27 protein-coding genes are annotated in these 23,269 nt (G+C 60.4%); 9 read left to right on the top strand and 18 right to left on the bottom strand.

All coding sequences use genetic code 11. The features are described from left to right. Positions 1-4: 4 nt before the first annotated feature. From EIY72_RS08215 to EIY72_RS08200, 4 genes are all read right to left on the bottom strand, one after another. A complete protein-coding gene (locus EIY72_RS08215) occupies positions 5-442 on the bottom strand; it encodes a DUF3995 domain-containing protein (protein ID WP_093218618.1) in 438 nt (145 codons plus the stop codon). Positions 443-541: 99 nt separating this feature from the next. After that, positions 542-1,555, bottom strand: coding sequence for an ABC transporter substrate-binding protein (locus EIY72_RS08210; RefSeq protein WP_093218615.1), 1,014 nt, complete (start codon positions 1,553-1,555; stop codon positions 542-544). A gap of 119 nt (positions 1,556-1,674) precedes the next feature. After that, entirely contained in the window at positions 1,675-1,878 is a 204-nt protein-coding gene (locus EIY72_RS08205; protein WP_093218610.1) for a hypothetical protein, read from the bottom strand. Continuing rightward, complete coding sequence (locus tag EIY72_RS08200; protein WP_093218608.1) at positions 1,878-2,348, bottom strand: hypothetical protein; 471 nt, start codon at positions 2,346-2,348, stop codon at positions 1,878-1,880. Before EIY72_RS08200 ends, EIY72_RS08205 begins: the two co-directional genes overlap by 1 nt. A gap of 408 nt (positions 2,349-2,756) precedes the next feature. Here EIY72_RS08200 and EIY72_RS30090 point away from each other — a divergent pair, with 408 nt between their 5' ends. The 3 genes from EIY72_RS30090 to EIY72_RS08185 all read left to right on the top strand — a co-directional run bounded on the left by EIY72_RS30090 (position 2,757) and on the right by EIY72_RS08185 (position 3,765). Further along, entirely contained in the window at positions 2,757-3,005 is a 249-nt protein-coding gene (locus tag EIY72_RS30090; RefSeq protein ID WP_093218597.1) for a hypothetical protein, read from the top strand. A 156-nt stretch (positions 3,006-3,161) separates the two neighbouring features. Beyond that, complete coding sequence (locus tag EIY72_RS08190) at positions 3,162-3,392, top strand: hypothetical protein (RefSeq protein ID WP_093218596.1); 231 nt, start codon at positions 3,162-3,164, stop codon at positions 3,390-3,392. 133 nt (positions 3,393-3,525) lie between these two features. After that, complete coding sequence (locus EIY72_RS08185) at positions 3,526-3,765, top strand: DUF2789 domain-containing protein (protein WP_093218595.1); 240 nt, start codon at positions 3,526-3,528, stop codon at positions 3,763-3,765. A 7-nt stretch (positions 3,766-3,772) separates the two neighbouring features. Here EIY72_RS08185 and EIY72_RS08180 read toward each other — a convergent pair whose 3' ends face one another. The 3 genes from EIY72_RS08180 to EIY72_RS08170 all read right to left on the bottom strand — a co-directional run bounded on the left by EIY72_RS08180 (position 3,773) and on the right by EIY72_RS08170 (position 6,346). Beyond that, positions 3,773-3,976 carry a hypothetical protein gene (locus EIY72_RS08180; protein WP_093218594.1) on the bottom strand — a complete coding sequence of 68 codons (204 nt, stop codon included), beginning with the start codon at positions 3,974-3,976 and terminating at the stop codon, positions 3,773-3,775. Between the two features lie 129 nt (positions 3,977-4,105). Continuing rightward, the gene (locus EIY72_RS08175; RefSeq protein WP_371315394.1) at positions 4,106-5,329 is read right to left on the bottom strand and encodes a methyl-accepting chemotaxis protein; all 1,224 of its coding nucleotides are present in this window, start codon (positions 5,327-5,329) and stop codon (positions 4,106-4,108) included. 612 nt (positions 5,330-5,941) lie between these two features. Next, positions 5,942-6,346 (bottom strand): TraR/DksA family transcriptional regulator, encoded by a 405-nt coding sequence (locus tag EIY72_RS08170; protein WP_007935965.1) that lies wholly within the window; start codon positions 6,344-6,346, stop codon positions 5,942-5,944. Positions 6,347-6,695: 349 nt separating this feature from the next. Between EIY72_RS08170 and EIY72_RS08165 the strand changes: the two genes are divergently transcribed. Continuing rightward, on the top strand, positions 6,696-7,307 hold the full coding sequence (locus EIY72_RS08165) for a glutathione S-transferase (RefSeq protein WP_093218593.1): 612 nt from the start codon (positions 6,696-6,698) through the stop codon (positions 7,305-7,307). A 177-nt stretch (positions 7,308-7,484) separates the two neighbouring features. Here EIY72_RS08165 and EIY72_RS08160 read toward each other — a convergent pair whose 3' ends face one another. Beyond that, positions 7,485-8,417, bottom strand: coding sequence for a hypothetical protein (locus EIY72_RS08160; RefSeq protein WP_093218592.1), 933 nt, complete (start codon positions 8,415-8,417; stop codon positions 7,485-7,487). A 280-nt stretch (positions 8,418-8,697) separates the two neighbouring features. On the opposite strand from EIY72_RS08160, the gene EIY72_RS08155 reads away from it, so the two are divergent. Both EIY72_RS08155 and EIY72_RS08150 read left to right on the top strand, forming a co-directional pair. Further along, positions 8,698-9,381: a response regulator transcription factor gene (locus EIY72_RS08155; protein WP_093218589.1), complete on the top strand. Its 684-nt coding sequence runs from the start codon at positions 8,698-8,700 to the stop codon at positions 9,379-9,381. Beyond that, complete coding sequence (locus EIY72_RS08150; protein WP_093218588.1) at positions 9,359-10,765, top strand: sensor histidine kinase; 1,407 nt, start codon at positions 9,359-9,361, stop codon at positions 10,763-10,765. Before EIY72_RS08155 ends, EIY72_RS08150 begins: the two co-directional genes overlap by 23 nt. Before the next feature lie 115 nt (positions 10,766-10,880). On the opposite strand, the gene EIY72_RS08145 is transcribed toward EIY72_RS08150, so the two are convergent. From EIY72_RS08145 to EIY72_RS08135, 3 genes are all read right to left on the bottom strand, one after another. Continuing rightward, positions 10,881-11,291: an SRPBCC family protein gene (locus tag EIY72_RS08145; RefSeq protein ID WP_093218587.1), complete on the bottom strand. Its 411-nt coding sequence runs from the start codon at positions 11,289-11,291 to the stop codon at positions 10,881-10,883. 27 nt (positions 11,292-11,318) lie between these two features. Then, positions 11,319-12,116, bottom strand: coding sequence for an SDR family NAD(P)-dependent oxidoreductase (locus EIY72_RS08140; RefSeq protein ID WP_093218585.1), 798 nt, complete (start codon positions 12,114-12,116; stop codon positions 11,319-11,321). A gap of 138 nt (positions 12,117-12,254) precedes the next feature. Beyond that, positions 12,255-12,851 (bottom strand): DinB family protein, encoded by a 597-nt coding sequence (locus EIY72_RS08135; RefSeq protein WP_093218581.1) that lies wholly within the window; start codon positions 12,849-12,851, stop codon positions 12,255-12,257. Positions 12,852-13,040: 189 nt separating this feature from the next. Between EIY72_RS08135 and EIY72_RS08130 the strand changes: the two genes are divergently transcribed. Next, on the top strand, positions 13,041-13,361 hold the full coding sequence (locus tag EIY72_RS08130) for a DUF2388 domain-containing protein (protein ID WP_093218579.1): 321 nt from the start codon (positions 13,041-13,043) through the stop codon (positions 13,359-13,361). A 73-nt stretch (positions 13,362-13,434) separates the two neighbouring features. On the opposite strand, the gene EIY72_RS08125 is transcribed toward EIY72_RS08130, so the two are convergent. Next, entirely contained in the window at positions 13,435-14,226 is a 792-nt protein-coding gene (locus EIY72_RS08125) for an SDR family NAD(P)-dependent oxidoreductase (protein ID WP_093218576.1), read from the bottom strand. Positions 14,227-14,349: 123 nt separating this feature from the next. Here EIY72_RS08125 and EIY72_RS08120 point away from each other — a divergent pair, with 123 nt between their 5' ends. Both EIY72_RS08120 and EIY72_RS08115 read left to right on the top strand, forming a co-directional pair. After that, a complete protein-coding gene (locus EIY72_RS08120; protein ID WP_093218573.1) occupies positions 14,350-15,297 on the top strand; it encodes a GlxA family transcriptional regulator in 948 nt (315 codons plus the stop codon). 106 nt (positions 15,298-15,403) lie between these two features. Beyond that, positions 15,404-16,063 carry a methyltransferase family protein gene (locus EIY72_RS08115; RefSeq protein WP_093218572.1) on the top strand — a complete coding sequence of 220 codons (660 nt, stop codon included), beginning with the start codon at positions 15,404-15,406 and terminating at the stop codon, positions 16,061-16,063. Here the strand turns inward: EIY72_RS08115 and EIY72_RS08110 are convergent. The 6 genes from EIY72_RS08110 to aldA form a co-directional block, all read right to left on the bottom strand. After that, a complete protein-coding gene (locus tag EIY72_RS08110; RefSeq protein ID WP_093218570.1) occupies positions 16,057-16,743 on the bottom strand; it encodes an HAD-IA family hydrolase in 687 nt (228 codons plus the stop codon). The genes EIY72_RS08115 and EIY72_RS08110 overlap by 7 nt on opposite strands. A 56-nt stretch (positions 16,744-16,799) precedes the next feature. Beyond that, positions 16,800-17,207, bottom strand: coding sequence for a response regulator (locus EIY72_RS08105; RefSeq protein ID WP_093218569.1), 408 nt, complete (start codon positions 17,205-17,207; stop codon positions 16,800-16,802). A gap of 114 nt (positions 17,208-17,321) precedes the next feature. Beyond that, positions 17,322-18,935 carry a GMC family oxidoreductase gene (locus tag EIY72_RS08100; protein WP_093218568.1) on the bottom strand — a complete coding sequence of 538 codons (1,614 nt, stop codon included), beginning with the start codon at positions 18,933-18,935 and terminating at the stop codon, positions 17,322-17,324. Between the two features lie 164 nt (positions 18,936-19,099). Next, the gene (locus tag EIY72_RS08095) at positions 19,100-20,317 is read right to left on the bottom strand and encodes a mandelate racemase/muconate lactonizing enzyme family protein (RefSeq protein ID WP_093218566.1); all 1,218 of its coding nucleotides are present in this window, start codon (positions 20,315-20,317) and stop codon (positions 19,100-19,102) included. A gap of 1 nt (position 20,318) precedes the next feature. Continuing rightward, positions 20,319-21,641 carry an MFS transporter gene (locus tag EIY72_RS08090; protein WP_093218564.1) on the bottom strand — a complete coding sequence of 441 codons (1,323 nt, stop codon included), beginning with the start codon at positions 21,639-21,641 and terminating at the stop codon, positions 20,319-20,321. A 109-nt stretch (positions 21,642-21,750) separates the two neighbouring features. Then, positions 21,751-23,175, bottom strand: coding sequence for an aldehyde dehydrogenase (gene aldA / locus EIY72_RS08085; RefSeq protein WP_093230420.1), 1,425 nt, complete (start codon positions 23,173-23,175; stop codon positions 21,751-21,753). Positions 23,176-23,269: the final 94 nt, after the last annotated feature.

Below are 23,269 nucleotides of genomic sequence, written 5' to 3'. Positions count from 1 at the left end.
GCACTCAGGCCCACGCCACCGCCAGCAACCCCGCCCCCAGCACCACGCATAACGGTGAGTAAACCCAGGTGTCCAGCCGGGCAAACTCCGAGCCCTTCACTTCCTTGAAAAAACCCACCAGCTCCGAATCGCCGATGGCCCGGGCAAACAGCAGCAACGCAATCGCGCTGATCAACCACTGCAACGACCAGTGATGCACCTGGGGCAACCACCAGCCGACGCGCAAGCACACCAGCACGGCAATCAGCAGCAGCGCCGCAGCCACCACCAGGGTGATCCAGCCCTGGGGTTTGAAGGCCGGCCGCAACGCCGCACTACCTTCCTGCGGCACCTGCGGGACCACCGCTACCGCCGCCCATGTTCCACCCAACGCCCAATACACATGCACCAGGCTGATCACCGCGAAGATCGTCACCAGCCATCGAGCCAACAACAAGGTCATGGTTCAGAGATCCTTTGAAGGGATGTGAACTGAACATCCTAGTCGGCATTTTTGCACTCTGCGTCCGGACAAAAATTCATCCGTCGGAACGCCTGCCATTCACAACGCCGCCGATACCTTGTCCGCGACCTCTTTCGGCACCCACGCCTGCCAGACGTCCGGATGCGCCTTCATGAACGTCTCGGCAGCCTGCCGTGGCGGCGTGTGTTTTTCGCTCATTTCGGCCAACGCCTTGTTCAGTGGCTCAATCGGAAAATCGACCTTGCTGAAGAACTCGGCGATCTGCGGGTACTGTTTCTGGAAAGGCGTGGACACGCCGATGGACAACTTCGAGGCCAGCGAGCGAGTCGGTTGCGGATTGGGGTTGTCAGCGTCGGTCAGGGTCTTCCACGCTTCGGCGTCGAACGGTGGTTCTTCCAGTTGAACCAGCTTGAAGCGACCGAGCAAAGGGGTCGGCGACCAGTAATAGAACAGCACCGGCTTGCCGCGATGAATGGACGACGTGATCTCCGCATCGAGGGCTGCGCCCGAGCCACTGCGGAAGTTCACGTAGCTGTCGTCCAGCCCGTAAGCCTTGAGCTTCTGCTTGTTGACCACCTCCGAGGTCCAGCCGATCGGGCTGTTGAGGAAGCGCCCCTTGCCCGGTGCTTCCGGGTCCTTGAACACATCCTTGTAGCGCGGCAGGTCGCTGACGCTGCGCAAGTCCGGCGCCATCGGCTTGATGTTCTTCGCCGGATCGCCCTTGATCACATATTCAGGCACCCACCAGCCTTCGGTTGCACCCTTGACGGTGTCGCCGAGACTGACCACCTTGCCTTCGGCCTCTGCCTTGACCCACACCGGGCTGCGCCCTGCCCACTCTTCGCCAATGACCTGGATGTCATTGTTGGCGAGCGCGGTTTCCAGGGTAATGGTGGTGCCCGGCAAGGTGTCGGTCGGCAGCCCGTAGCCCTTCTCGACGATGATGCGCAGGACGTCGGTAATCAGGCTGCCACTCTCCCAGTTCAAGTCGGCAAAGTGAATCGACGCCTGCGCGGCAGACACTGGAATGGGGGTTGCCATTACACTGAAGGTGGCCAGCGTAGCGGCCAGCAACTGTCGAATTCCGTTCATGCTTCATGCACCTCGTGCTGTTCACAGCATTGGCAGGATGGCCTGGCAGAAGACCGCGAAGCCTCTGAATACTCAGTCATCTGACTGTAGTAGAGGTTCCTGCTTTCGAGGGATGTGGATCAGTTTTCGGAAAGTTCCTGCAGACGCGTCAGCTCTCGCCTGACCATGCTGGCGTATTCCGCCGGCCGCAAAAGGTAGATTTGTGACGCCACCCAGCTCAGCCAGGCGCCTTGCAACTGCGCTTTTTGTGCGAACAGCCGCTGCGCCTCGAGGTGAGCGCTGGCCAGGTTCTGTTCGCGGAATTCGGCGCGGGTCAGGCTCATTACTCGCTGGCCTTGAAGGTCACCAGTTCACCCTTGCGCCACTTGGCGGCCTTGGCGGTCACGGCTTTCAGGGTCTTGGTCAGGCCTTCCTGCAATTGCTGGTGGGCGCTGAACACCGTCACGACGTTGTGACCTTCCTTGAACACAATGGCATTGCCGTCGGCGGTAGTGACAAAGGCGTAATCGCCCAGGCCGTAGACCGTCAGCTTGATGTCGCGAAACCTGATGTCCAGCTTGCCGCCTTCACGACTGGGCAAGACCGAGGCGCTGAAATGATCGCCGACCTTGAGCTTGAGTCCGGGTTTATCGTCTACCACCAGGGCCGATTCGGTATCGATTTCAGCGACGTAAATGCCTTCTGCGTTCTGCTCGGTGATGTAGACAAAACGTGATTGAAACAGCTTGACCAGTTTCGCGCGCAAATCACCCAGCACAAACAACGCATGCATATCGAGATTACTGACTGCCAAGGAAACATCCCCACATCTGAAAATGGTGCGGTACGCGGAAAAAGCGCACAGCAAAAAAAGCGGCAATGCCGAATGTGTCGCCAAAGAGCCCGGTCGAGATCCTGGAGGCGCCGTGCACGCCTTGATCACCACGCTTGAGCAGACTACCGAAGTGTCACTCGCGTTGTCCTGCCGGGCATTCGCCAAAGGTTGAAGGAAAACTCCCTTCCTACGGCCAGATAATAATGGACTATCAACAATAGGGAAAAAACTGCGCGAGAAAAGCGCATTTCCTACATATCGCCAGCGAAAAATTGCTTTAGATAAACATCACTCCCCACCGGTAAGGGTGATTCTAGAGCAGCGATGCTCCTGGAGACTACCCATAACGGCGTGCATACGTCGGCAAAACAATGAAAAGGACTTCATATGTACACGCACACACACTTCACCCAAAGCATTGCCCCGCACACTGGCGTTATCCTCGCGCTGCCACCTGCATCGTTTCGCTACCCTGAACAAGCGTTCGAACAGGCACCCAGGCCAAGGTTTCACGTGGTTTTGGCTGGCAATGCCTTCTTCCACATCAAGGAAACTTCCTCAGGACGTGTAAGAGGTTTCCGAGCTGACCACAACGAAGCCTGCGCACTCGCACGCTTTCTCGAAACACGCTTTTGAAGCCATTGAATCGGTCACGAGGGTGACGTTTCGTCTATCAGCCGACTTAACTCAGCCTGGGACGGGCAACTACTGCCATACTGCCCGTCCAATCAAACGCATGCCTGAACAGCGGCATGCGTTAACAACAATATATATTCAAGGGAAGGCTGTTACGTGACCGAATTTGATATCGGCGAGTTTTTTATCCGGGGCGAAGCCAGAGAAGTCGACGGCGAATTCCAGGCCGTCATTGTGTTGCGCGCCAAACCACCCTTGAAAACCGTGACCTACCACCAGGTCGAAAAAGATCGCTGGTTCAAAACTTCGGATGTGGCAGCCATTGCCGCTCAGGAGCAGGCCCGTGAACTGAAGGCGGCCGTCGATGCCGGGGCATTGAAATCCTGAGCGTCACCAGGTGGGTCTATGCTCACTTCTTGCGTTTGTACATCCAGATCGAACTCCGCCGGTACGTCGCCCTCGAAACAAGGGAGCCGTACTTCGGCTTACGACATGACTGAACACTTGCGAGGAGCAGAACATGGAATCACCGACACACGACCTCAAAGGCCTGTTCGACCAACTCGGGCTGGACTCCGGCCAGAAAGCGATCGACGATTTCATTGCCAGCCATTCCCCGCTACCGGAAAACATCAAGCTGATCGACGCCGATTTCTGGACGCCGCAACAGGCCGCCTTCCTCAAAGAGCAACTGCGTGAAGACGCGGACTGGGCGCGGGTGGTCGACGAACTCAACCTGCGCCTGCACCAGACTCACTGACCTCGCTTCAATGCAGGCTGTCGGGCTTTTCGGCGTTCAACTGCGCCAGCCAGGCAGCCTTGCACTCCTCCGCCTCATCCCGACTGGAAAACGCAGTCCCTTTCGGTTCGCCATTGAGCAACACGACCCAACAGACGCGTCGACCCAGCGCGCGCAAACTGGCGGGTACACCGCTACCAATCATGACCGCGACATCAACCTTGCTTTGCATGCTGACCTCTGGAAATTCATTAGCAACCTAACTAGTAGATATGTTAATTAATTTCCCGGTCAGGAAACAGCCACACGCTGCACAGATCCGTTGCACAATCAGTAACAATCACCGCCCTTCAAGCCCTCTTCACCGAGGGTTTTCCGGTTTGTAACCCATGCGCAAACCGCCCCAGTGTCGGCCGTTGACCATGATCGGCACCGAGAGATCGTGCATCAACTCACCGGTGTCACGGGTATAGGTTTGCAGCAATACCGCTTTCTGATGACTGCCGCAGCGAATTCCGGTGCGATCAGCGAACTTGCGCTTGCTGCGATTGTGCAAGGCATCAACCTGTACATCGCCGGTCAACGGCTGACTGAACAGCTTGTTGTGGGTCGGCACGTAACCCTGCTGGGTGCAGGCGATGGCAAATACGAGGCCCTCATGACGCGGCAGCAGCGGCTCCTGGATCGCCGGCAGGACCTGATCGGTATAGCGATCGAAGCGGGTCTGGAACTTCTCCGGGCTGGTATTGGCAATCGCCTGGTAATGCCGGTCGAACAAGTCTTCGCCGCTGATACGTCCGGCCGCGATATCCGCTTCGAACTGTGCGGCAATCTGCCCGGCACCCTCACGGGCCAGGTCATAAATGCGTTGGTGATAATCGTCCAGCCCGACCTCGGCCAGGCGCTCGCTGATGGTTTCGGCCTGGCCTTCCATTTGTACGGCCGCCTCGGCCAGGCGTCGGGTTTGCTGGTCACTGATGGCCAGGTCGCCACGCATCTGCTCGATGGCGTGAAACAGGCTGTCGAGTTGTTCGCGATTGGTGTCTGCGCCCCTGGCAATTCCCCCGACCTGCGCTTCGACACTGGCTGCCAGCCGGGCGATGTTGTCCAGGTGTTGCCCGGTGTGCTCGACCTGCCCGACGCCGATGTCCAGATCGCTGGACAACTGGCGAATCTGCTCGACCACCTGAGCCGTGCGTTGCTGAATGTCGGCGACCATTTCTCCGACCTCTCCCGTGGCGGTCGCGGTGCGCGCGGCGAGCCCACGGACCTCATCGGCCACCACCGCAAAACCGCGCCCGTGCTCGCCTGCCCGTGCCGCCTCGATGGCCGCATTGAGCGCCAGCAGGTTGGTCTGGCTGGCAATGGACTGGATCACCAGGGTCACGCGCTGGATGTCATCACTGCGCTGACTCAAGGCTTCGATCATTTCCCGGCTGAGCGTGGCGCGCTCACTGAGTTGATGCATGCGGGTAATCGATTCGCGCAGCTCCGTGCGCCCGGCGGCGCTGCTCTGGTGGGCCTCGCTGGCAGCGCCAAGGGCTTGCTGACTGAGCGCGGACGTCGCCTGTTCGGTGGCGATCATGACTTCGGCATTGCTGACGATCTGCGCGGCCGCGGCGAGCTGAGATTGCAGCTTGTCTGCCAATTGGCGAACGGAAAAGGCCACGCCTGCCGCCGACAGGGCGTTGTGACTGGTGGTATGGGAAAGATCACGGGTCAGCTCAGCGATCCCATCGGCGCTTTGCGGGGAAGCAACCTCAGGGGCGGCGCGCGAACGCAGGCGAGGCAGCCAGACAATCAGCATGGCCACGGGCAAGCCAATGTACAGCGGCCCCTCCATCAGCGCCATGCCCGCCAGTAACAGCATCAGGGCGATGCTTTGCAGCGTCGGGGTCAGCCAGCGGTTTTTCGGCAAAAGCACTGGTGCAGGAACAGCTGCAACCAGAGATCCGTCTTTCGTCATCATCGTCACCCCGTAAAGCTTCTAATTGTTGTCTGCGCATTAAACGCCACTACCTGGCCATTATCCATGGTCCATTAGTCGAGGTTGTTGAAGCAGATCAATAGAAGCCGAGGGGTTTTATACAGACGTCGAAAAGCAAAGATCGCAGCCTGCGACAGCCCGGTTGCGGGGTCTGTCAGAGGCTGCGATCTTTTCAAGGCCAGCCGGCATCAAGCCGGCTGCCCTTCGGAATCAGGCCTGACGCTGGTGCTTGTCGATTTGCTCGTGGCGTTCTTGAGCTTCGATGCAGTACTTGGTGGTCGGGCTGATCAGCAGGCGCTTGAGGCCAATCGGCTCGCCGCTGTCGTCGCACCAACCGAAGCTGTCTTCCTTGATGCGCTCAAGGGCTTGCTCCAACTGAGGCAGCATGCGCTGGTCGCGATCGATCGCGTTTACCAGCCAGGTGCGCTCTTCTTCGACCGAAGCCGCGTCAGCCGGGTCAGCCGGGGTGTCCAGGCTTTCGATGGCGATGCGGTTCTGCTCGATGCGCTCATGGGTTTCGACTTTCATGTTCTGCAACAGCTCAGAGAAAAAAGCGTGTTGCTCGGCATTCATGTAGTCATCCGCCGGCATGGCCAGCAACTTGTCCTTTGTCATTGATATCTCTATAAAAAAACGTGCATTAAGGCGAATAAGGGAGCGTTCCGCGCCGACCGCTCGGGTCATCGGAAAGGCACCACGGGTTCCAAGCGCCACCCGGCACTCAATTTACGAGGGGCGGCAGTCTAAGGCCGACTTGAGGCCTCAGCAACTGAAAAGACAGCGAATTTGCCCGACAAAGCCCTGAAAATGCCCTATGGGAGGCTTTGCGGCGCTAATCGGAGTGCGTTTATAGCAAGAAATTCAATTCAGCGGAGGTATATAGAAGACAAACGGCTGCATTTGCACCCCGCAAAACCTCGGCTAAGGTAGTCCCTCCCGACGTGGCCATATAAAGGAAAGGACCATGAAGCTGATCGGCATGCTGGATTCACCCTACGTACGACGCGCCGCCATTTCCGCCAAACGCCTGGGCATTGCCCTGGAACACGAATCGGTATCGGTGTTCCGCCACTTCGCGCATTTCCAGGACATCAACCCGGTGGTCAAGGCGCCGACCCTGGTGCTCGATGACGGCGAGGTGTTGATGGACTCGACTTTGATCATCGACTACCTGGAAACCTTGGCCGGCCCGGCGAAAAGCCTGATGCCGAGTGAACCTCGGCAGCGCCTGCGCGCCTTGCGCCTGATTGGCCTGGCCCTGGCGGCCAGCGAAAAATCCGTACAGCTTTATTACGAGCGCAACCTGCGGCCGGCAGACATTCAATACGCACCGTGGGTGGAGCGTGTCGAAGGGCAACTGTCGGCGGCGTATGCGGCACTGGAAGGAGAACTGGAAAAACAACCACTGCGCACCGATGGCTCGATTGATCAGGACGGCATCACGCTGGCGGTGGCGTGGAGCTTTACTCGCTTGGTGGTGCCGGACCAGGTGGATGCCGGTCAGTATCCACGGATCGCGGAGTTCACCGCGTATGCCGAAGGGCTTGAGGTGTTTGTCAGCACACCGATTGAATAACCCAGTCATCAAAAACGCCGCCCGAAACAAGTGCTCCGGGCGGCGTTTTTTTGCAACGGCTTGATCAGTGGCGCAACAGCCGCCTTATCAATGCATGAACAGTGCAATCAGGATGATGATCGGGATTGGCACGCCGAGAAAGAACAACAGTAATGAGCGCATGATGATTCTCCTGGGTTAGCGAACAGGTGCGGTAGCTACATAGGTGTCGGTTTCCAGATACACCACGGCATCCCGACGGCGACCGCCGAAGGTAGCGGCAAGACTGGCGAAGAACGCACCGATCAGCAGCGCTACGAACATCCACAGCGTGGTCCATGCAGCCACTTTCGCGGCGGTGTCAGCGGCTTGTTGGGCGGCCAGTTTGGCGTCGGCCACGGCTTTCTGGGTGCGGGCGTAGACCTCATCGACGCGACGTTCGGCATCGGCCTGGGTCAGGTTGGTCCGTTGGGCAACCAGTTGCGCGAGATAGGTGCGATCCTCGGCGGCCAATTGACCGCCATTGCTCAGCGATTGCACGAAGATGCGGGTCACGGTGCCACGGGCGGCGTCATCACTGACCGCAGCCGGGCGATCATCGCGAAACAGGCTGTCGATGTAGTAACCGTACTGGTCGCCACTGGTATTGCTGGCCGCCGTGCCCATGGCCTGGGTCGCGGCAGTGGCTGCGCCACCGACCATGTTCGCCCCGGCCTGCACGCCACCGCCCACCACACTGCTGACCGAACCGGCCACCAGCACGGCAGTCACCAACGTGGCCACGCACCAGGCCAGAAAGCCGTGGGCGGTATCGCGGAAGTAGACTTCATCGCCATGCAGGTTCGCCCACTTCACCCGCAGGCGCCCGGCAATGTAGCCACCGAGCCCGGACGCGGCAATCTGGGTGAACGCCAGCCAGACAATGGTGGAAATCCCCAGGCCCTTGGCACTGACGCCTTCATGGGCCCAGGGTGACACCGCGGAAAAACCCAAGCCGAAACCGAGCAGGACCAGAATCAGCGACAGTGCCGCCGCCGCAGCCGCCCCGGCGAAAATCGCCCCCCAGGACACCCCCGAGAGCGTGCTTGAATCATCCAGGGCAGGATAGAAACCATCAGAGGATCTATTCATTATTGTGTCGCTCCAGGCAGAAAGATGGTGTTACAACTCTTCAGCCTGGTAATTGCAGTCAGCGTGCCAGTTACGCTTTTTAAATTAGTTGATCAATTTCAATGGGTTATAAAGTTTGAACTTCTGCCGCTCATGCAATCTGCAACGAACGGTCAGCCTCAGCGGGTTTTATGCACTGAACTAAAGTTCAGGCATATCCATGAAGTTTTATTTAGCAAGCCTGCGGTCATTTCTTGGCAAAATGCCGCCGAACGTTGTGAACATTTAATCAGGCCAATCCATGACCCGAATCTTGACCATCGAAGACGACGCCGTAACCGCCCGGGAAATTGTCGCCGAACTGAGCAGCCACGGCCTTGAGGTGGACTGGGTCGACAATGGTCGCGAAGGCCTGGAGCGCGCCGTCAGCGGCAACTACGACCTGATCACCCTCGATCGCATGCTGCCGGAGCTCGATGGCCTGGCGATTGTCACCACCCTGCGGACCATGGGCGTGTCGACGCCCATCCTGATGATCAGCGCCCTGTCCGATGTCGATGAACGCGTGCGCGGCTTGCGTGCCGGTGGCGATGACTACCTGACCAAACCCTTTGCCACCGACGAAATGGCCGCCCGGGTCGAAGTCCTGCTGCGCCGGCAGAACACTGTGACTGCCCAGGCCACGACCTTGCGCGTGGCCGATCTGGAGTTGAACCTGATCAGCCACGAAGCCAGCCGCGATGGTCAGTTGCTGATGCTGCTGCCCACCGAATACAAGCTGCTGGAATTCCTCATGCGCAACACCGGGCAGATCCTTTCGCGGATGATGATTTTCGAAGAGGTCTGGGGTTATCACTTCGACCCGGGCACCAACCTGATCGACGTGCACATCGGCCGTCTGCGCAAAAAGATCGACCCGCCTGGCAATGTCCCATTGATTCGGACCGTGCGAGGCTCGGGTTATGTCATTGCTGAACCCGTCTAAAGGCTGGCGCTCTTCCAGCAGCCGCTTGCTGGCGCTCTACAGTTCGCTGTTCGTGATCTGGAGCGGGATTCTCATGGGCGTCATGTACTACGAGGTCTCCGCCTACCTGGACAACCTGGCCAAGCACTCGCTGATGCAGCGCCAGCATCTGTTCTCGCGCTTTTCCGGCGAGCAGTTGGTGGACGCCCTCGCCGTCAGCATGACCTTCGACATTCGCGGCATCGACGCCTATGGCCTGTTCGACGCCCAGCACCGCTACCTCAGCGGCGCACTGCGCTTTCTCCCGCCCGACTTGCCGCTGGACGGCAAAATCCACATGCTCAGCGATTGCGACGCGTCTGACGATGCCAACAGCGACCAGACCCTGCCCGCCGACAGCTGTGACGCGGTGGCGACCCGCACCCTGGACGGTCGCTGGCTGGTGCTGGTACGCGACAACGGCTCGCTATTCGCGGTAACCCGGATCATCCTGCATGCCCTGTTCTGGGGGGTAACCCTGACCATAGTGCCCGGCATCGTCGGCTGGCACCTGTTGCGTCGTCGCCCGTTGCGGCGCATTCGCGGTATCCAGGCCAGCGCCGAAGCCATCGTTGCCGGTGACCTGACCCGGCGCCTGCCGCTGTCCAATCGGCGCGACGAACTGGACATGCTCGCCACCATCGTCAACGCCATGCTCGAGCGCATCGAACGCTTGATGAACGAGGTCAAGGGAGTCTGCGACAACATCGCCCATGACTTGCGCACGCCACTGACACGCCTGCGCGCGCAGCTTTACCGCATGCAGCAACAGGCCGGTGAAGGTTCACCCCAGGCCGCGCAACTGGATTCGGTGCTGGCCGAAGCGGATACCCTGATGGCGCGTTTTCGCGGCTTGCTGCGGATTTCCGAACTGGAGGATCGGCAGCGACGTTCCGGCTTCGTGCAACTGGACCCGGTGTCGTTGCTGCAGGAGTTGCACGAGTTCTACTTGCCGTTGGCCGAAGACGACGGTCTGATTTTTCAGTTGCACGTACCGGCCTATTTGCCGCCGCTCAACGGCGATCGGGCCTTGTTGTTCGAGGCCGTCGCGAATCTGTTGAGCAACTCGATCAAGTTCACCCCTCCAGGCGGTGCGGTGATCCTGCGCGGGGTCAATGAGGGTGGGCACACCCGCATCGAAGTGCTCGACTCCGGCCCCGGCATTCCCGAGTCGGAACGCGAAGCGGTGTTCCAGCGTTTCTATCGCGCCGAAGCCGGCAACCAGAAGAGCGGTTTCGGTTTAGGCCTGTCGATTGTGGCCGCCATCGTCAGCCTGCACGGTTTTACCCTGGAGGTGGGCAGCAGCGAACTGGGCGGCGCACGGTTGGTGCTCGATTGTAGGGAAAGCCTGATTCCACAGGCCTGATTCAATCACCTTGTAGGAGCGAGCATGCTCGCGATGGCGTTGGATCAGACGACTTTTCTTTGCCTGTCTAATCGCCATCGCGAGCATGCTCGCTCCTACAGGGTTGTGCCATGCTTCAGGCCTGAAAACGCGCACGCAACGCGTCAATCCCACCCTGATACACCGCAGCAAACGTGGCCTCGGCTTCAGCATCACTCACGCCAACCGGTTCGAAGCGTCCCGACCAGGTCACCCGCGCGCCCTCGCCCAACGGCTCGACCTTGATCGTCGCCAGATACCCGGTCACCGGAAACGGCGCCTCCACGAACGAATAGCTGTAGGTTTTCGCCCCGTGGTCGAACATTTGCAAACGTTCGACCACCACCACGCCGTCCACCGTCTTCAGGCGGCGCACTCGCCCGCCCTCGCTGAGTTCACTGTGGGGAATAAACGGAATCCAGTCCGGCAGCGAGTTGAACCCGCCGATCAATTGCCAGACCTGATCGGCCGAAACCGCGAGGTCGATCGTTGCTGATGCCTTTGCCATTCAATGCGCTCTCTCAATCAATAGGGTTCAGATAGCCATGCTGTCGACCACACCGCCATCGACCCGAAGGGCCGCGCCGGTGGTCGCCGAGGATAACGGAGAAGCGATATAGGCCACCAGATTGGCGACTTCCGCGACATCCGCCACTCGCTGAATGATCGAAGTCGGCCGCGCCTTGCGCACGAAGGCATCGGCCTCCTCCTGCAGGCTGCGACCGGACTGGGCAATGGCATCCTTGAGCATGTGCTCCACGCCGTCGGTCAGGGTCGGCCCCGGCAGGATCGCATTGACCGTCACCCCGGTACCGGCCAGGCGCTTGGCCAGGCCATGGGATACCGCCAGGTTGGCGCTTTTGGTCACGCCATAGTTGAGCATGTCGGCCGGGATCGCGATCCCGGATTCGGAGGACAGGAAAATCACCCGCCCCCAGCCCTGCTTGACCATGTCCGGCACGTAATGCCGGGACAGGCGCACACCGGAGATCACGTTGACCTCATAGAAGCGCGTCCACTCGCTGTCGGGGGTGTCGAAGAAATCCACCGCCTCGTAGATCCCCAGGTTGTTCACCAGGATGTCGGCCCGGGGTTCGGCGGCGAACAGCTTGTCCGCGCCCTCGGCCGTGCCGAGATCAGCCGCCAGTCCGCGCAATTGCGCGCCCGGCACTTGCTGGCGAATACTCGCCAACGCCTGCTCGACCTTGGCCGCATCACGACCGATCACCACCACTGTCGCTCCAGCTTCGGCCAGTGCCTTGCTGATGCCCAGGCCGATACCCGCGGTGCTGCCGCTGACAATCGCCAGTTTCCCACTCAGATCAATCTTCATGCTCGAGCTCCAGTGACGGTTATGCAGGCGCAGCCGGTCCGGTCACCGGAAACGGCAAGCGCATTGATTGAAGGCAACTGATTACGATAGACGACTTGCCGCAAAGCGTTACGTCGAAGAAATCACCGACTCAACACTTCAACGATAACGGTTCGGCAAAACGCTGGTGGCATTCGAGAACGGCACAACCGTCGCCGACGTCACGACCGGATGACTGAGGGTGTGCAAGACGGCCGGCCGGGATTCACGCAAGTACACCGGCATGTCGGTGACCGGCGGCATCGCCGGAATCTCGAAATACATCTGCACCACCCAGCCCCGGTGATAGCTGGCGTGATTGACCACGTGCATGAGCATCGCTCCCGCGCTCATCGACCCGCTTTCACCCGAGACAAAATTGAATTCGATCGAGGCGTTCAACGACGTATCCGATTGCCGGGCGCTCCAGCTGCAATACCAGGCGTCGATCTCTTTTTGTGCCTGGCGCAAATCCAGCAGGTCCGCATGCAACAGGTCATGGGAGGTCTTGAAGCCATGGCCGCGGCCTTCCAGGTGGGCCTGCCAGATGCAATCGACTACATAGACATGATTGAGGGTGCCGATCATGTTCTTGAACACTGAATCGCGCGCTTTGCTGACCTCCCCTGCCGGCAATGCCGCAAGACTGTCAAACAGGCGCTGATTGGCCCAGCGTTTGTAGTCGGCCAGCAACCAGGCAGTGCGCGCAGTGATCATCAGAGTTCTCCGATGGCGATAGTCGCACTCCCCAGCATAGACCCGAAGTCTGCACAGCAGGCCTGCCACCGATCATCGGTCGTCTGCAGACGCTGCTTTGGATTGCCTGGGAACTCCTGAGGAGCGCCGCGCATCCTAAATTATGTGGTACTTCCCTTATGCTGCTAAATGCTGTCGGAGGACACCGTCATGCGCCGCATTTTTATCATTACCTCTCTGTTGCTTTGTTTGCCTGCAGGTTCGGCCCTGGCCAAAGTGGATGCCGAAGACGTTGCCACCTCGGCCGGCGTCTCCGCCTCGCTCTACTCGACCTTCAAAGACCATAAACTCATGATTCCAGCACGGGACGATGCCTCCAGCTTCGTCGCCAGTGGCGGTGCGATTCGTGGCGTTTACCTGGAGGCCGTCCTGCAGAAAATCCGCCAGGACAATCCTGCCCTCAACAACGCCAGCGATGAGGACCTGGCCCGCGCCATCCTTGTCCAGGAAGGGGTTGCCGCCGATCACTGACGATCCTCGACGCCAGCAACAGGGCTCGTGAACGCCGGATAGCCTTCACGACCCTGCCTTGCTTGCGCTGTTTTCAGCGGTAACGCGGCGCCACCGTGGCGTTGCCGAACAACCCGGAGAGCACCTGGCGTTGCGCCTCGTAGCGGTCCCACTGCGCCCCGTCGTGAACACTCGGAATAGTCACCACTTCGCCGATGGCCAAGCCCGCCAACGCGGCATCGACCATGTCATCGACCTGCATGACGATCTCCGATGGCAGGTTTTCCACCGGATGGCCGGCCTCGTTCCAGAACTCGGTAGCGGTCGCACCGGGTAGCACCGCCTGGATGCGCAAGCCCTTCTCCGCCAGCTCATGCTGCATCGATTGAGTCAACGCCAGCACGAAGGCCTTGGTCGCGCCATACACGCCGTTGAGCACTTCGGGGGCAAAGGCAACGATCGAAGCGATGTTGATCACGGTGCCGGTACCCCGGGCGACAAACCCCGGCACCGCGGCGTAGGCCAGACGTGTCAGCGCGGTGACGTTGAGGCTGATCATCTGCTCCATGTCATCGACCGGGCTCTCGAGCAACGGCAGCACCGCCCCGACCCCGGCATTATTGACCAGCAGCGTGATGCTGGCATCGCTGCGCAGGATTTGTTCGACGCGCAGCAGATCGGCCTTTTCCATCAGGTCAGCGACCACCACTTCCACCGCACGCCCGGTTTCATTGCCCAGGCGATTGGCCAGGGTGTTCAGCTTGCCCTGACTGCGGGCGACCAGAATCAGGTTGTAGCCCTGGCGGGCCAGGCGGTCGGCATACACCGCGCCGATGCCCGAAGAGGCGCCTGTGATCAGGGCGGTACCTTTGGATGAGAGTGTCATGGTGCGTTTCCTCTACGTTTGGCGAGACATTCGCCGTGGTGGAAACGTTATAAATGCACTCGCCAACGTCTCAAATGACGTTTAAAGTACGTTTTTCGGACATCGTTATATGAGGACACTCCGATGATCTCCGTGGCGTTCGTGGTTTTCGAGGGATTCCAGTCCATGGCGCTGGCAGCCATGCCGGTCTTCGAGTACGCCAACTTCAGCGCCGGTGAAGCGCTGTACGACGTGCGCGTGGTATCGGAAAACGGCCAGACCCTGCGTGCCTCCGGCGGCCTTTTCGTCGGCACCGAAGCATTCGGGGAGCGGGTGTTCGATACGGTGATCGTCGTCGGTGGCGATTCGATCCTTGATCAGGCCTCCGCAGGCCTGATCGACTACCTGCGTGCCAGCGTCGACACGGCTCGGCGCACCGCCTCGATCTGCTCCGGTGCGTTTGTCATGGCCCAGGCCGGCTTGCTCGACGGGCGCCGGGCAACCACGCACTGGGCCTACGCCCGGGAGTTGCAAGCGCGCTTTCCCGCGATCAAGGTCGAGGAAGACCGCATCTATGTGGTCGACGGTTCGATCTGGACTTCCGCCGGCATGACCGCCGGCATCGACCTGGCCCTGGCCATGGTGGAAAAGGACCACGGCGCCGAACTGGCCCGCGCCGTGGCGCAGAAACTGGTGATGTACCACCGCCGTGCCGGAGGCCAGTCACAGCATTCGGCCCTGCTGGAACTGCAACCGAAATCCGACCGTATCCAGACCGTGCTCGCCTACGCCCGCGAGCATCTCGCACAAACCCTGTCGGTCGAGCAACTGGCCGAAGTGGCCAACCTCAGCCCGCGCCAGTTCAGTCGCGCATTCCGTGCCGAAACCGGTCAGTCACCAGCCAAGGCCATCGAGAACCTGCGCCTGGAAACGGCGCGGCAGATGCTCGAACGCGGCAGGCTGAACCTTGACCAGATTGCCGCCGAAAGCGGCTTCATTGATCGCCGGCGCATGCGCGAAGCGTTCCTGCGCGCGTTTGGACAACCGCCGCAGGTGATCCGGCGCAATGCCCGCTCGGATCAGGCTGCGTAGCCAGCTACGTGCGGACAATGGACATTGAAGATCAATCGATAAACAGCAGCGCCAGCAAGCCGGCTCCTACACTGTAGGGAGGTGGTTTTGTTTGAGTGAGGCCGTCATGAACGTTTCAGCCAGACTGGCGTTTTTCGCCATCGTCAGCACCCTCGCCTACCTCGCCCTGGCGATTTGGGGCATCGGTGGTTTTGCCGCGTACTTCTCCCATGGATCGTTGACAGTCGTCGCGCTGGCAACTTTGGTGATGGCCGTTGTGTCGCTGTTCAGTCGAGTCAATCTGAGCTCGGGTGAGCGGGAGGATCGGGCCAACCGTTGGGTGATTCCGGCGTTCGGCATCATCGGTCTGGTCAGCGGTTTTCTCCCGGCCTATACCGACCGCATCGACTTCTGCACCTTCGGTGGCGAAGGCGTGCGCTGGCTCGGGGCCTTGCTGTTCATCCTCGGTGGTGCGCTGCGCCTGTGGCCGGTGTTCGTGCTGGGCAACAGATTCAGCGGACTGGTGGCGATCCAGCCGGGACACCGCCTGGTGACCGATGGCATCTATCGGCATCTGCGCAACCCCAGTTACCTGGGGATGCTGGTCATTGCCGTGGGCTGGGCACTGGCGTTTCGTTCGGGGGTCGGGTTGTTGCTGGCGGTGTTGACGGTGATCCCGCTGATTGCACGGATTCATTCCGAAGAAGCCTTGTTGCGGTCACAGTTCGGCAGCGAGTACGACGCCTATTGCGCCCACACCTGGCGGCTGATCCCGAGGATCTACTGATTCGCGCACTGCCCCACTGTGGGAGCGTGCAGTCGCAGACCATCGTTCTCCACGCGAACCTCAACCGCCTCGTAATTCGCCAGCGTCGCATGGCGCGTCTGGATTGGCTGCTCATGGGTCGAGGTGATAACGACGATATCGGCACCCGCCGCTTCCGCCGCCTGTATGCCCACGTTGGCATCCTCGAAAACCAGGCAGTCCCCGATCTCGACTCCCAGTCGCCGTGCCGCCAAACGATACCCCGCCGGATCAGGCTTGCCGGCCGTGACATCCTCGGCGGTCACCATCACCCCAGGCTCGGTAATGCCCGCTGCCGCCATACGGCGCAAGGCCAGCTCCCGTGGAGCGGACGTGACGATGGCCCATTGGTGGGCCGGCAATGACTTGAGAAAACCCGTTGCGCCCGCCACCTCGGCAACGCCATCGACGTCTTCGATTTCCGCCTCGGCGACCCACTTCGCTTCGGCTTCGGCATCCACGCCGGGCAAGCCCAGGCGCGTGATGGTGTCGATGGCACGGGCACCGTGAATGGTCGGCAGGAAACGCTCGACATCGACACCGTGGCGCACCGCCCAGGTGGTCCAGACACGCTCGGCAGCGGCGATGGAGGTGAGCACAGTGCCATCCATATCAAACAGAAAGGCGCGGTAAGTGGTATTGAAGACAGCGTGATCGGACAAGGGAACCTCGCGGGTGCCGAACGGACAGGTCCGGCAATGTAGCATCTGCGCTGCGGTCAGTTCAGCCGGGTTGGCTTGAATGTGCTGGTGACACAGTCCAGCAACGAACCAATGGCCCAGGGTTTCTTGATGAATGACACCGGGTGCCGCACGCCTGAACTGTCCGGGGTTTCGAACCCGGACATGATCATGATCGGCTTGTCCGGCCAGCGATCGCCGAACTGATTGGCCAGGTCTGCGCCATTGAGCGTGCCGGGCATGGTGATGTCCGTCAGCAGCATGCCGACTTCCGGCGCATGCTCTTCGAGGTACACCACTGCTGCGTCCGCGCTGACGTGCGGCTCGACCTGAAAGCCTTCCTCCTGAAGAATCTCACAGAGAAACTCAAGGATCAGCGGATCGTCCTCTACCACCAGAATCAACCCGCCGGTTGGATGTCCACCTGCCGTCGGTACTCCACTCATGACCGTGCCGCTCCCTGATTGCCTCAATGAATTCGCGGGCTCTGAACCGCTGCTTAAACGTATGAGCAGCGGACTCGACGGAAATTCATTTTTGATGCAACCGGACGTCGAACATCAGGCGTCCTGCAGAATCAGGTCGGCTCCCTTCTCCGCCACCATCAGCACCGCGGCGTGGGTGTTGCCCGAGGTCACGTTGGGGAAAATCGACGCATCGACGATGCGCAAACCGTCCAGGCCATGGACTTTCAGGCGCTTGTCCACCACCGACTTCTGCTGGTCCGCCCCCATCGCGCAAGAACCGCACAGGTGATAGATCGAACCGCTGTTTTCGCGGAAGTACTGCAACATTTTTGCGTCGGTATCGACCACCGGGCCCGGCAGCACCTCTTCGACGGTAATGCCCTTGAGCGCCGGCGCCTGCATGATCTTGCGCATCAGGCGACTGCCCTGGATCACCTCGTCGATGTCCTTTTGCGTGCTCAGATAGTTCGGGTCGATCAGCGCCGCATCCCGTGGGTTCTTCGAGGCAATCTCGATGGTGCCACGACTGGTCGGCCGGCACGGGTTGAAGCACAACAGGAAACCGGAGTAAGGCTCGGGCTTGAGGCTGGCCTTGTTGTTCTTCGGGATCTGGTACGACAGCGGGTTGAAGTACAGCTGCAGGTTCGGATTGGCCTGCTGCTCGTCCCCACGGAAAAAACCACCGGCCTGATTCACGCTCATGGCCAGCGCACCTTTGCGGGTGAACAGGTACTTGAGGCCGAGTTTGAACTGGCCGAAGAGCGAGCTGAGCTGGTCGTTGAGCGTCGGGATGTTGGCCTTGTAGTAGTAGCTGGCGCACAGGTGATCCTGCAGGTTCTGCCCCACCGCTGGCAGGTGCTTGACCAGCGGGATGTTGTGCCGGGCCAGCAGCGCCTGATCGGCGATACCGGACAGTTGCAGGATCTTCGGCGTGTCCACCGCGCCGGCGCAGAGGATCACTTCCTTATTGGCCATGAAGGTGCGCGTCACGCCGTGTTGGGTGATGGCGACGCCCGTGGCCCGCTGCTGCGACTCATCGAACAACACGCGATCGACCAGGGCGTAATGCTCCACGCTCAGGTTCGGGCGGCTCAAGGCCGGGTGCAGATGGGCAAAGCTGCTGGAGCAACGTTGACCATCGCGGGTGTTGACGTCGTAGATCCCCGCCCCTTCGAATTTCGGGCCATTGAAATCGTCACTCAGCGGGTAGCCGAGTTCATCGCAACCCTTGAGGAACACATCGCAGATCGGGTGCGTCTGGCCCTTCATCGGGGTGATGCTGATCGGACCGCTGCCACCGTGATACTCGCTGTCGCCCAGCGGATGGTTTTCCAGCTTGCGGAAGTACGGCAGCACGTCCTTGAAGCCCCAGCCATCATTGCCGTTGGCCGCCCAGTCGTCGAAGTCATGGGCCTGGCCACGCACGTAGATCATGGCGTTGATCGAGCCGGAACCACCCTGTACCTTGCCCCGCGGCGCGTAGATCTCGCGGTTGTTCAATTGCTTCTGCGGGCGGCTGTAGTACATCCAGTTGAAGGTCGGGTTGTAATACATTTTGGCGAAGCCGACCGGGATCTTGAACCAGAGGGACGAATCCTTCCCGCCGGCTTCGAGCAGCAGCACCGTGTGTTTCCCGGAAGCCGAGAGGCGATTGGCCAGAACGCAGCCTGCTGCACCGGCGCCAGCGATGATGTAGTCGTATGTCATGCACGGTTACCGCGTAAGTCGTTATACAAAGAATGCCCTTGAGCAAGGCACTGCCCCTGTGGGAGCTCGCGATAGCGTCGGATCAGTCAACATCCATGCCGAATGCACTGACCTCTTCGCGAGCAAGCTCGCTCCCACAGGTTTTGCGATTGTCTGAGAGCCCATCAGCCCCTGGCTGGCGAAGTGTCTTTGACATCCGCCGGAGTCGGCGCCATTTGCAGGTGCAGGCGCTCACCGGTGTAAGGCGAATGCTTGCGCACCACCTCCATGTTCAGCTCCACGCCAAGGCCCGGCTCGGTGGACGGGATGATGTAGCCGTCCTCCCATTGCAGCGGTCTGGTCAGGACTTCGGCATGGAAACCGCCCCAGGTCATGATGCTTTCCTGGATCAGGAAGTTCGGCGTGCAGGTCGCCAACTGGAAACTCGCCGCCGCGCCAATCGGCCCGTTGTACAGGTGCGGGGCGATCTGCGCGTAGTAGGCTTCGGCCATGCTGGCGATCTTCTTCGCCTCCAGCAGACCGCCGCAGCGGGCGACGTTCATCTGCAGGATCGACGCACCACCGGCTTGCAGCAGCTTGAAGAATTCGTACTTGGTGGTCAGGCGTTCACCGGTGGCAATCGGGATGCTGGTCTTGGCCGCGACTTGCGCCATGGCGTCTTCCTGGCCCGGCGGCACCGGCTCTTCGAACCACAGCGGGTCGTACTTCTCCAAACGCTTGGCCAGGCGTATGGCCGAAGACGGCACCATCTGCCCGTGGGTGCCGAACAGCAGGTCGCACTTGTCGCCCACTGCTTCGCGGATCTTGCGGCAGAAAGTTTCGCAGCGCTCCAGCACTTCCAGCGAGATCTGGTGGCCGGAGTACGCGGTGTACGGGCCTGCCGGGTCGAACTTGAGGGCGGTAAAGCCTTTGTTCATGTTCTCGATGGCGCACTCGGCCGCCAGGTCCGGATCGTCGTAGTCGTACTCGCCCTTGCTGTTCACCGGGTAGAGGTAGGTGTACGAGCGCAGCTTTTCATGCACCTTGCCACCGAGCAGCTCATACACCGGCTTGTTCGCCGCCTTGCCGATGATGTCCCAGCAGGCCATCTCCAGGCCGCTGACCACGCCCATCATGGTCAGGTCCGGACGCTGGGTGAAACCGCTGGAATAGGCCTGGCGGAAGAAGCGCTCGATGTGGTGCGGGTCCTGGTTGAGCAGGTAGCGTTCGAACACATCCTCGATGATCGGCAGCATGGCCTTGGGACCGAAGGTTGCGGCGTAGATTTCGCCGACGCCTTCGATGCCGCAGTCGGTCTTGATCTTGACGAACAGCCAGTACATGCCGCCGATGTGCGGTGGCGGAACGGCAACGATATGGGTTTCAAGGGCGACGATTTTCATCTCAGGCACCTGTTTTCTTATTCGTGGATTTACGATTGATTCGTGCGCGCAGGGTCAGGGCTGCCAGGGTTCCGAGCAGGCCGACGAAGGCGATGTAGCCGAAATACAGCTTGTAACCAAAGGCACCGGGGAACTGTTCGGTGAGGTAGCCATTGATCAAGGGAATGAACGCGTCCGGCAGGTAACCCACCACCGAGACGATGCCGATGGCCAGGCCGGTGATGCGCAGCGGAATGTTGCAGGTGTCGAGGATCGCCCAGTACAACCCGCGAATGGCGTAGGTCATCAGGCCAATGAAGATCACCGTGCCGATCAGCAGGCCGAGGCTGTTGAGGGCCGGGAACACGATCAGACCGATCATCGCCAGGCTGGCCAGCAGCAAGGCCACGCACAGCACCGAGATGTTCGAAAACTTGTCACCGAGCCAGCCGCCACCGATGCCGCCGATGGGTCGCATCCACAGCTTGATGGTGGTGATGGTGCCGGCCATCACGGCGGTCATGCCGCCACCTTGCAGGTAGTCGGAGAAGCTGTAGGTGGCCCAGAAGATGTGATAGCCGCAGAACACGATCGCCGTCACCAGCCACAGCTCGGGGATTTTCACCAGGGTGATCAGGTCGCTGAGCAGGTTGTACTTGCCCTTCTCCACCGCTGGCGTGTCTTCCATCGCCTTCGGGTCCTTGATCAGCACCAGCACACAGCCGATGGCGATACAGGTGAAGGAATACAGATACACCACATGCTTGAAGCCTTCGGCTACCGACTCGCCACGGGTTTCGGTGGCAAAGGCGAACAACGCCAGGGCAACGGTGGCCAGCAAGGCTTCGACCAGGCCGCGTCCACCATCGAGAATGCCGAAGAAGCGGCCCTGCTCGCTGTGGTGGGCAATCATCTTCACGCGCTTGAGCACCGAGGCCCAGAAGGTCAGGCCGGTGGTCAGGCCCCAGCAACCGAAGATGATCATCAACCCGGTCATCGATGGCGCCGTGGAGTACCACAGGCCCAGGGCACCGGTGGCCACCAGCGAGAAGAAAATCAGGAAGCGTGGCGCCACGCGATCCGCCAGCCAGCCGCTGGGCAGATAGGACAGCAGGAAGATCGTGCCGAGCATCGAGTACAGATAACCCAGCTCGCTGTGGTTGATCTGGAACACTTCGAGCATGGTGGTCTGGTAGACCTGACGCAGGTACAGGATCGGGTAGATCGCACCGGCGGCCAGTACCAGCAGCATCAATTGCAGATAGCGACTGCCCTTGTCGCTGTGGCTGTGTGAACCGGCGTTCGCATCCCGAACAGCGGCAACAGGGGTTGCAGGCTTGGACATCGAGTAGACCTCTGGCGCCCGGTGGTCCGGAGCGCTCTGATAATTGTTTTTATAGTTACTCAGGCCCCTGTAGGAGCGAGTTGCTCCCACAGGAGGTATTGCGTGCAGATCAGTACTTCATCACCACCAGACGGGTCTGGGTGAACTCGAGCATGCCGTGCTTGCCGTCATCACCGCCCAGGCCCGAGCGCTTCCAGCCGGCGTGGTAACCCTGGTACGGGTCGGCCGGGGTGCGATTGACGTACAGCTCGCCGGCCTCGATGGCGTTGGCGACTTTCTGCGCGGTGCGGTAGTTCTCGGTGTAGAGCACCGACGACAGGCCGAACTGGTGATCGTTGGCCATGGCCAGGGCTTCGTCGATGTCGCGGTACTTGAGCACCGGCAGTACCGGGCCGAAGATTTCTTCCTGGATGATTTCCATGTCCTGGCGGCAATGGCTGAGCAGGGTCGGCGGGTAGAAATGGCCTTTGCCTTCCGGCAAGAAGCCACCGGCTTCCAGTACCGCGCCGTCGGCAATGGCGCGCTCGACCATGGCATGGATGTTCTTCTGCGAGCTGGCGTTGACCAACGGCCCCATCAGAGCAGCATCGTTGGCGCGATCGCCGAACTGCACCGCGCTGATCTTCGCCTTGAGCAGCGCGAGGAAGCGGTCATGCACGCTCTCGTGTACGTAGACCCGCTCCACCGCCGTGCACAACTGACCGCAGTGGGTGGTCTTCGAGCCGACGATGGCCGTGGCGGCCGCTTCAAGGTCGGCATCGGCCTCGATGATCGCCGGGGTCTTGCCACCCAGTTCCAGGGACGGCTTGGCGATGTTGGCCTTGCAGTAGTCGAGCACGATGCGCCCGGCGTTGACGCTGCCGGTCAGGGTGATCAGGCCCACGGCTTTATGGGTGCAGACCACTGCAGCAGTGCCGTGATCCATGGTCAGGATGTTCACCACCCCGGCAGGCAAACCGGACTGCTGCACGGCCTTGGCGATCTCGAAAGCCGAGGTCGGCGTGTTGTTGCTCGGACGCACCACCACTGTGTTGCCGGCAATCAACGCCGGGGCGATCTTGCGCAGCAGGGTGTAGACCGGGTAGTTGAACGGAATCAGGCAGGCGACCACACCAATCGGTTCGCGGTGCAGAAACAGGTTTTCGTTGGGGCTGTCGCTGGGGATGATCTCGCCTTCGATACGCCGTGCCCACTCGGCGTGGTAGCGGGTGATCTGCGCGGCGTAACGGGCTTCGTTGCTGGCGTCGGCAACGCTCTTGCCGGATTCGGCGGCCAGCGCTTCACCGATGTTTTGCGCATTGGCTTCCAGGGCATCGGCGAAGGCACGCAAGTGATCGGCGCGCTCGATGCTGGTGAGCTTGCCCCATACTTTTTGTGCTGCTTGCGCCGCCTCGACTGCCGCGGTGGCTTCATCGGCGGTGGCCGCCGAAACGTGACCGACCAGGGCTTCAGTCGCAGGGTTGTAGACCGCGATCAGCGCCTCGCTGGCAGGTTCGGTGAAGTGGCCATTAACAAAATTTCGCTCGACTCGCATGTGCATCGCCCATCGTTGTTTTTATCCAGTTCCGGCAGTTTTGGCATCTGACGCGCTTTGAACAAACGATTTATTGAGCGGTGTAACATTCGAA

It is taken from the genome of Pseudomonas vancouverensis, assembly GCF_004348895.1.
GTDB classification, from domain to species: domain Bacteria; phylum Pseudomonadota; class Gammaproteobacteria; order Pseudomonadales; family Pseudomonadaceae; genus Aquipseudomonas; species Aquipseudomonas vancouverensis.
Note: the sequence above shows the minus strand (reverse complement) of the source record. Positions and strands in the feature narration are given on the sequence as shown.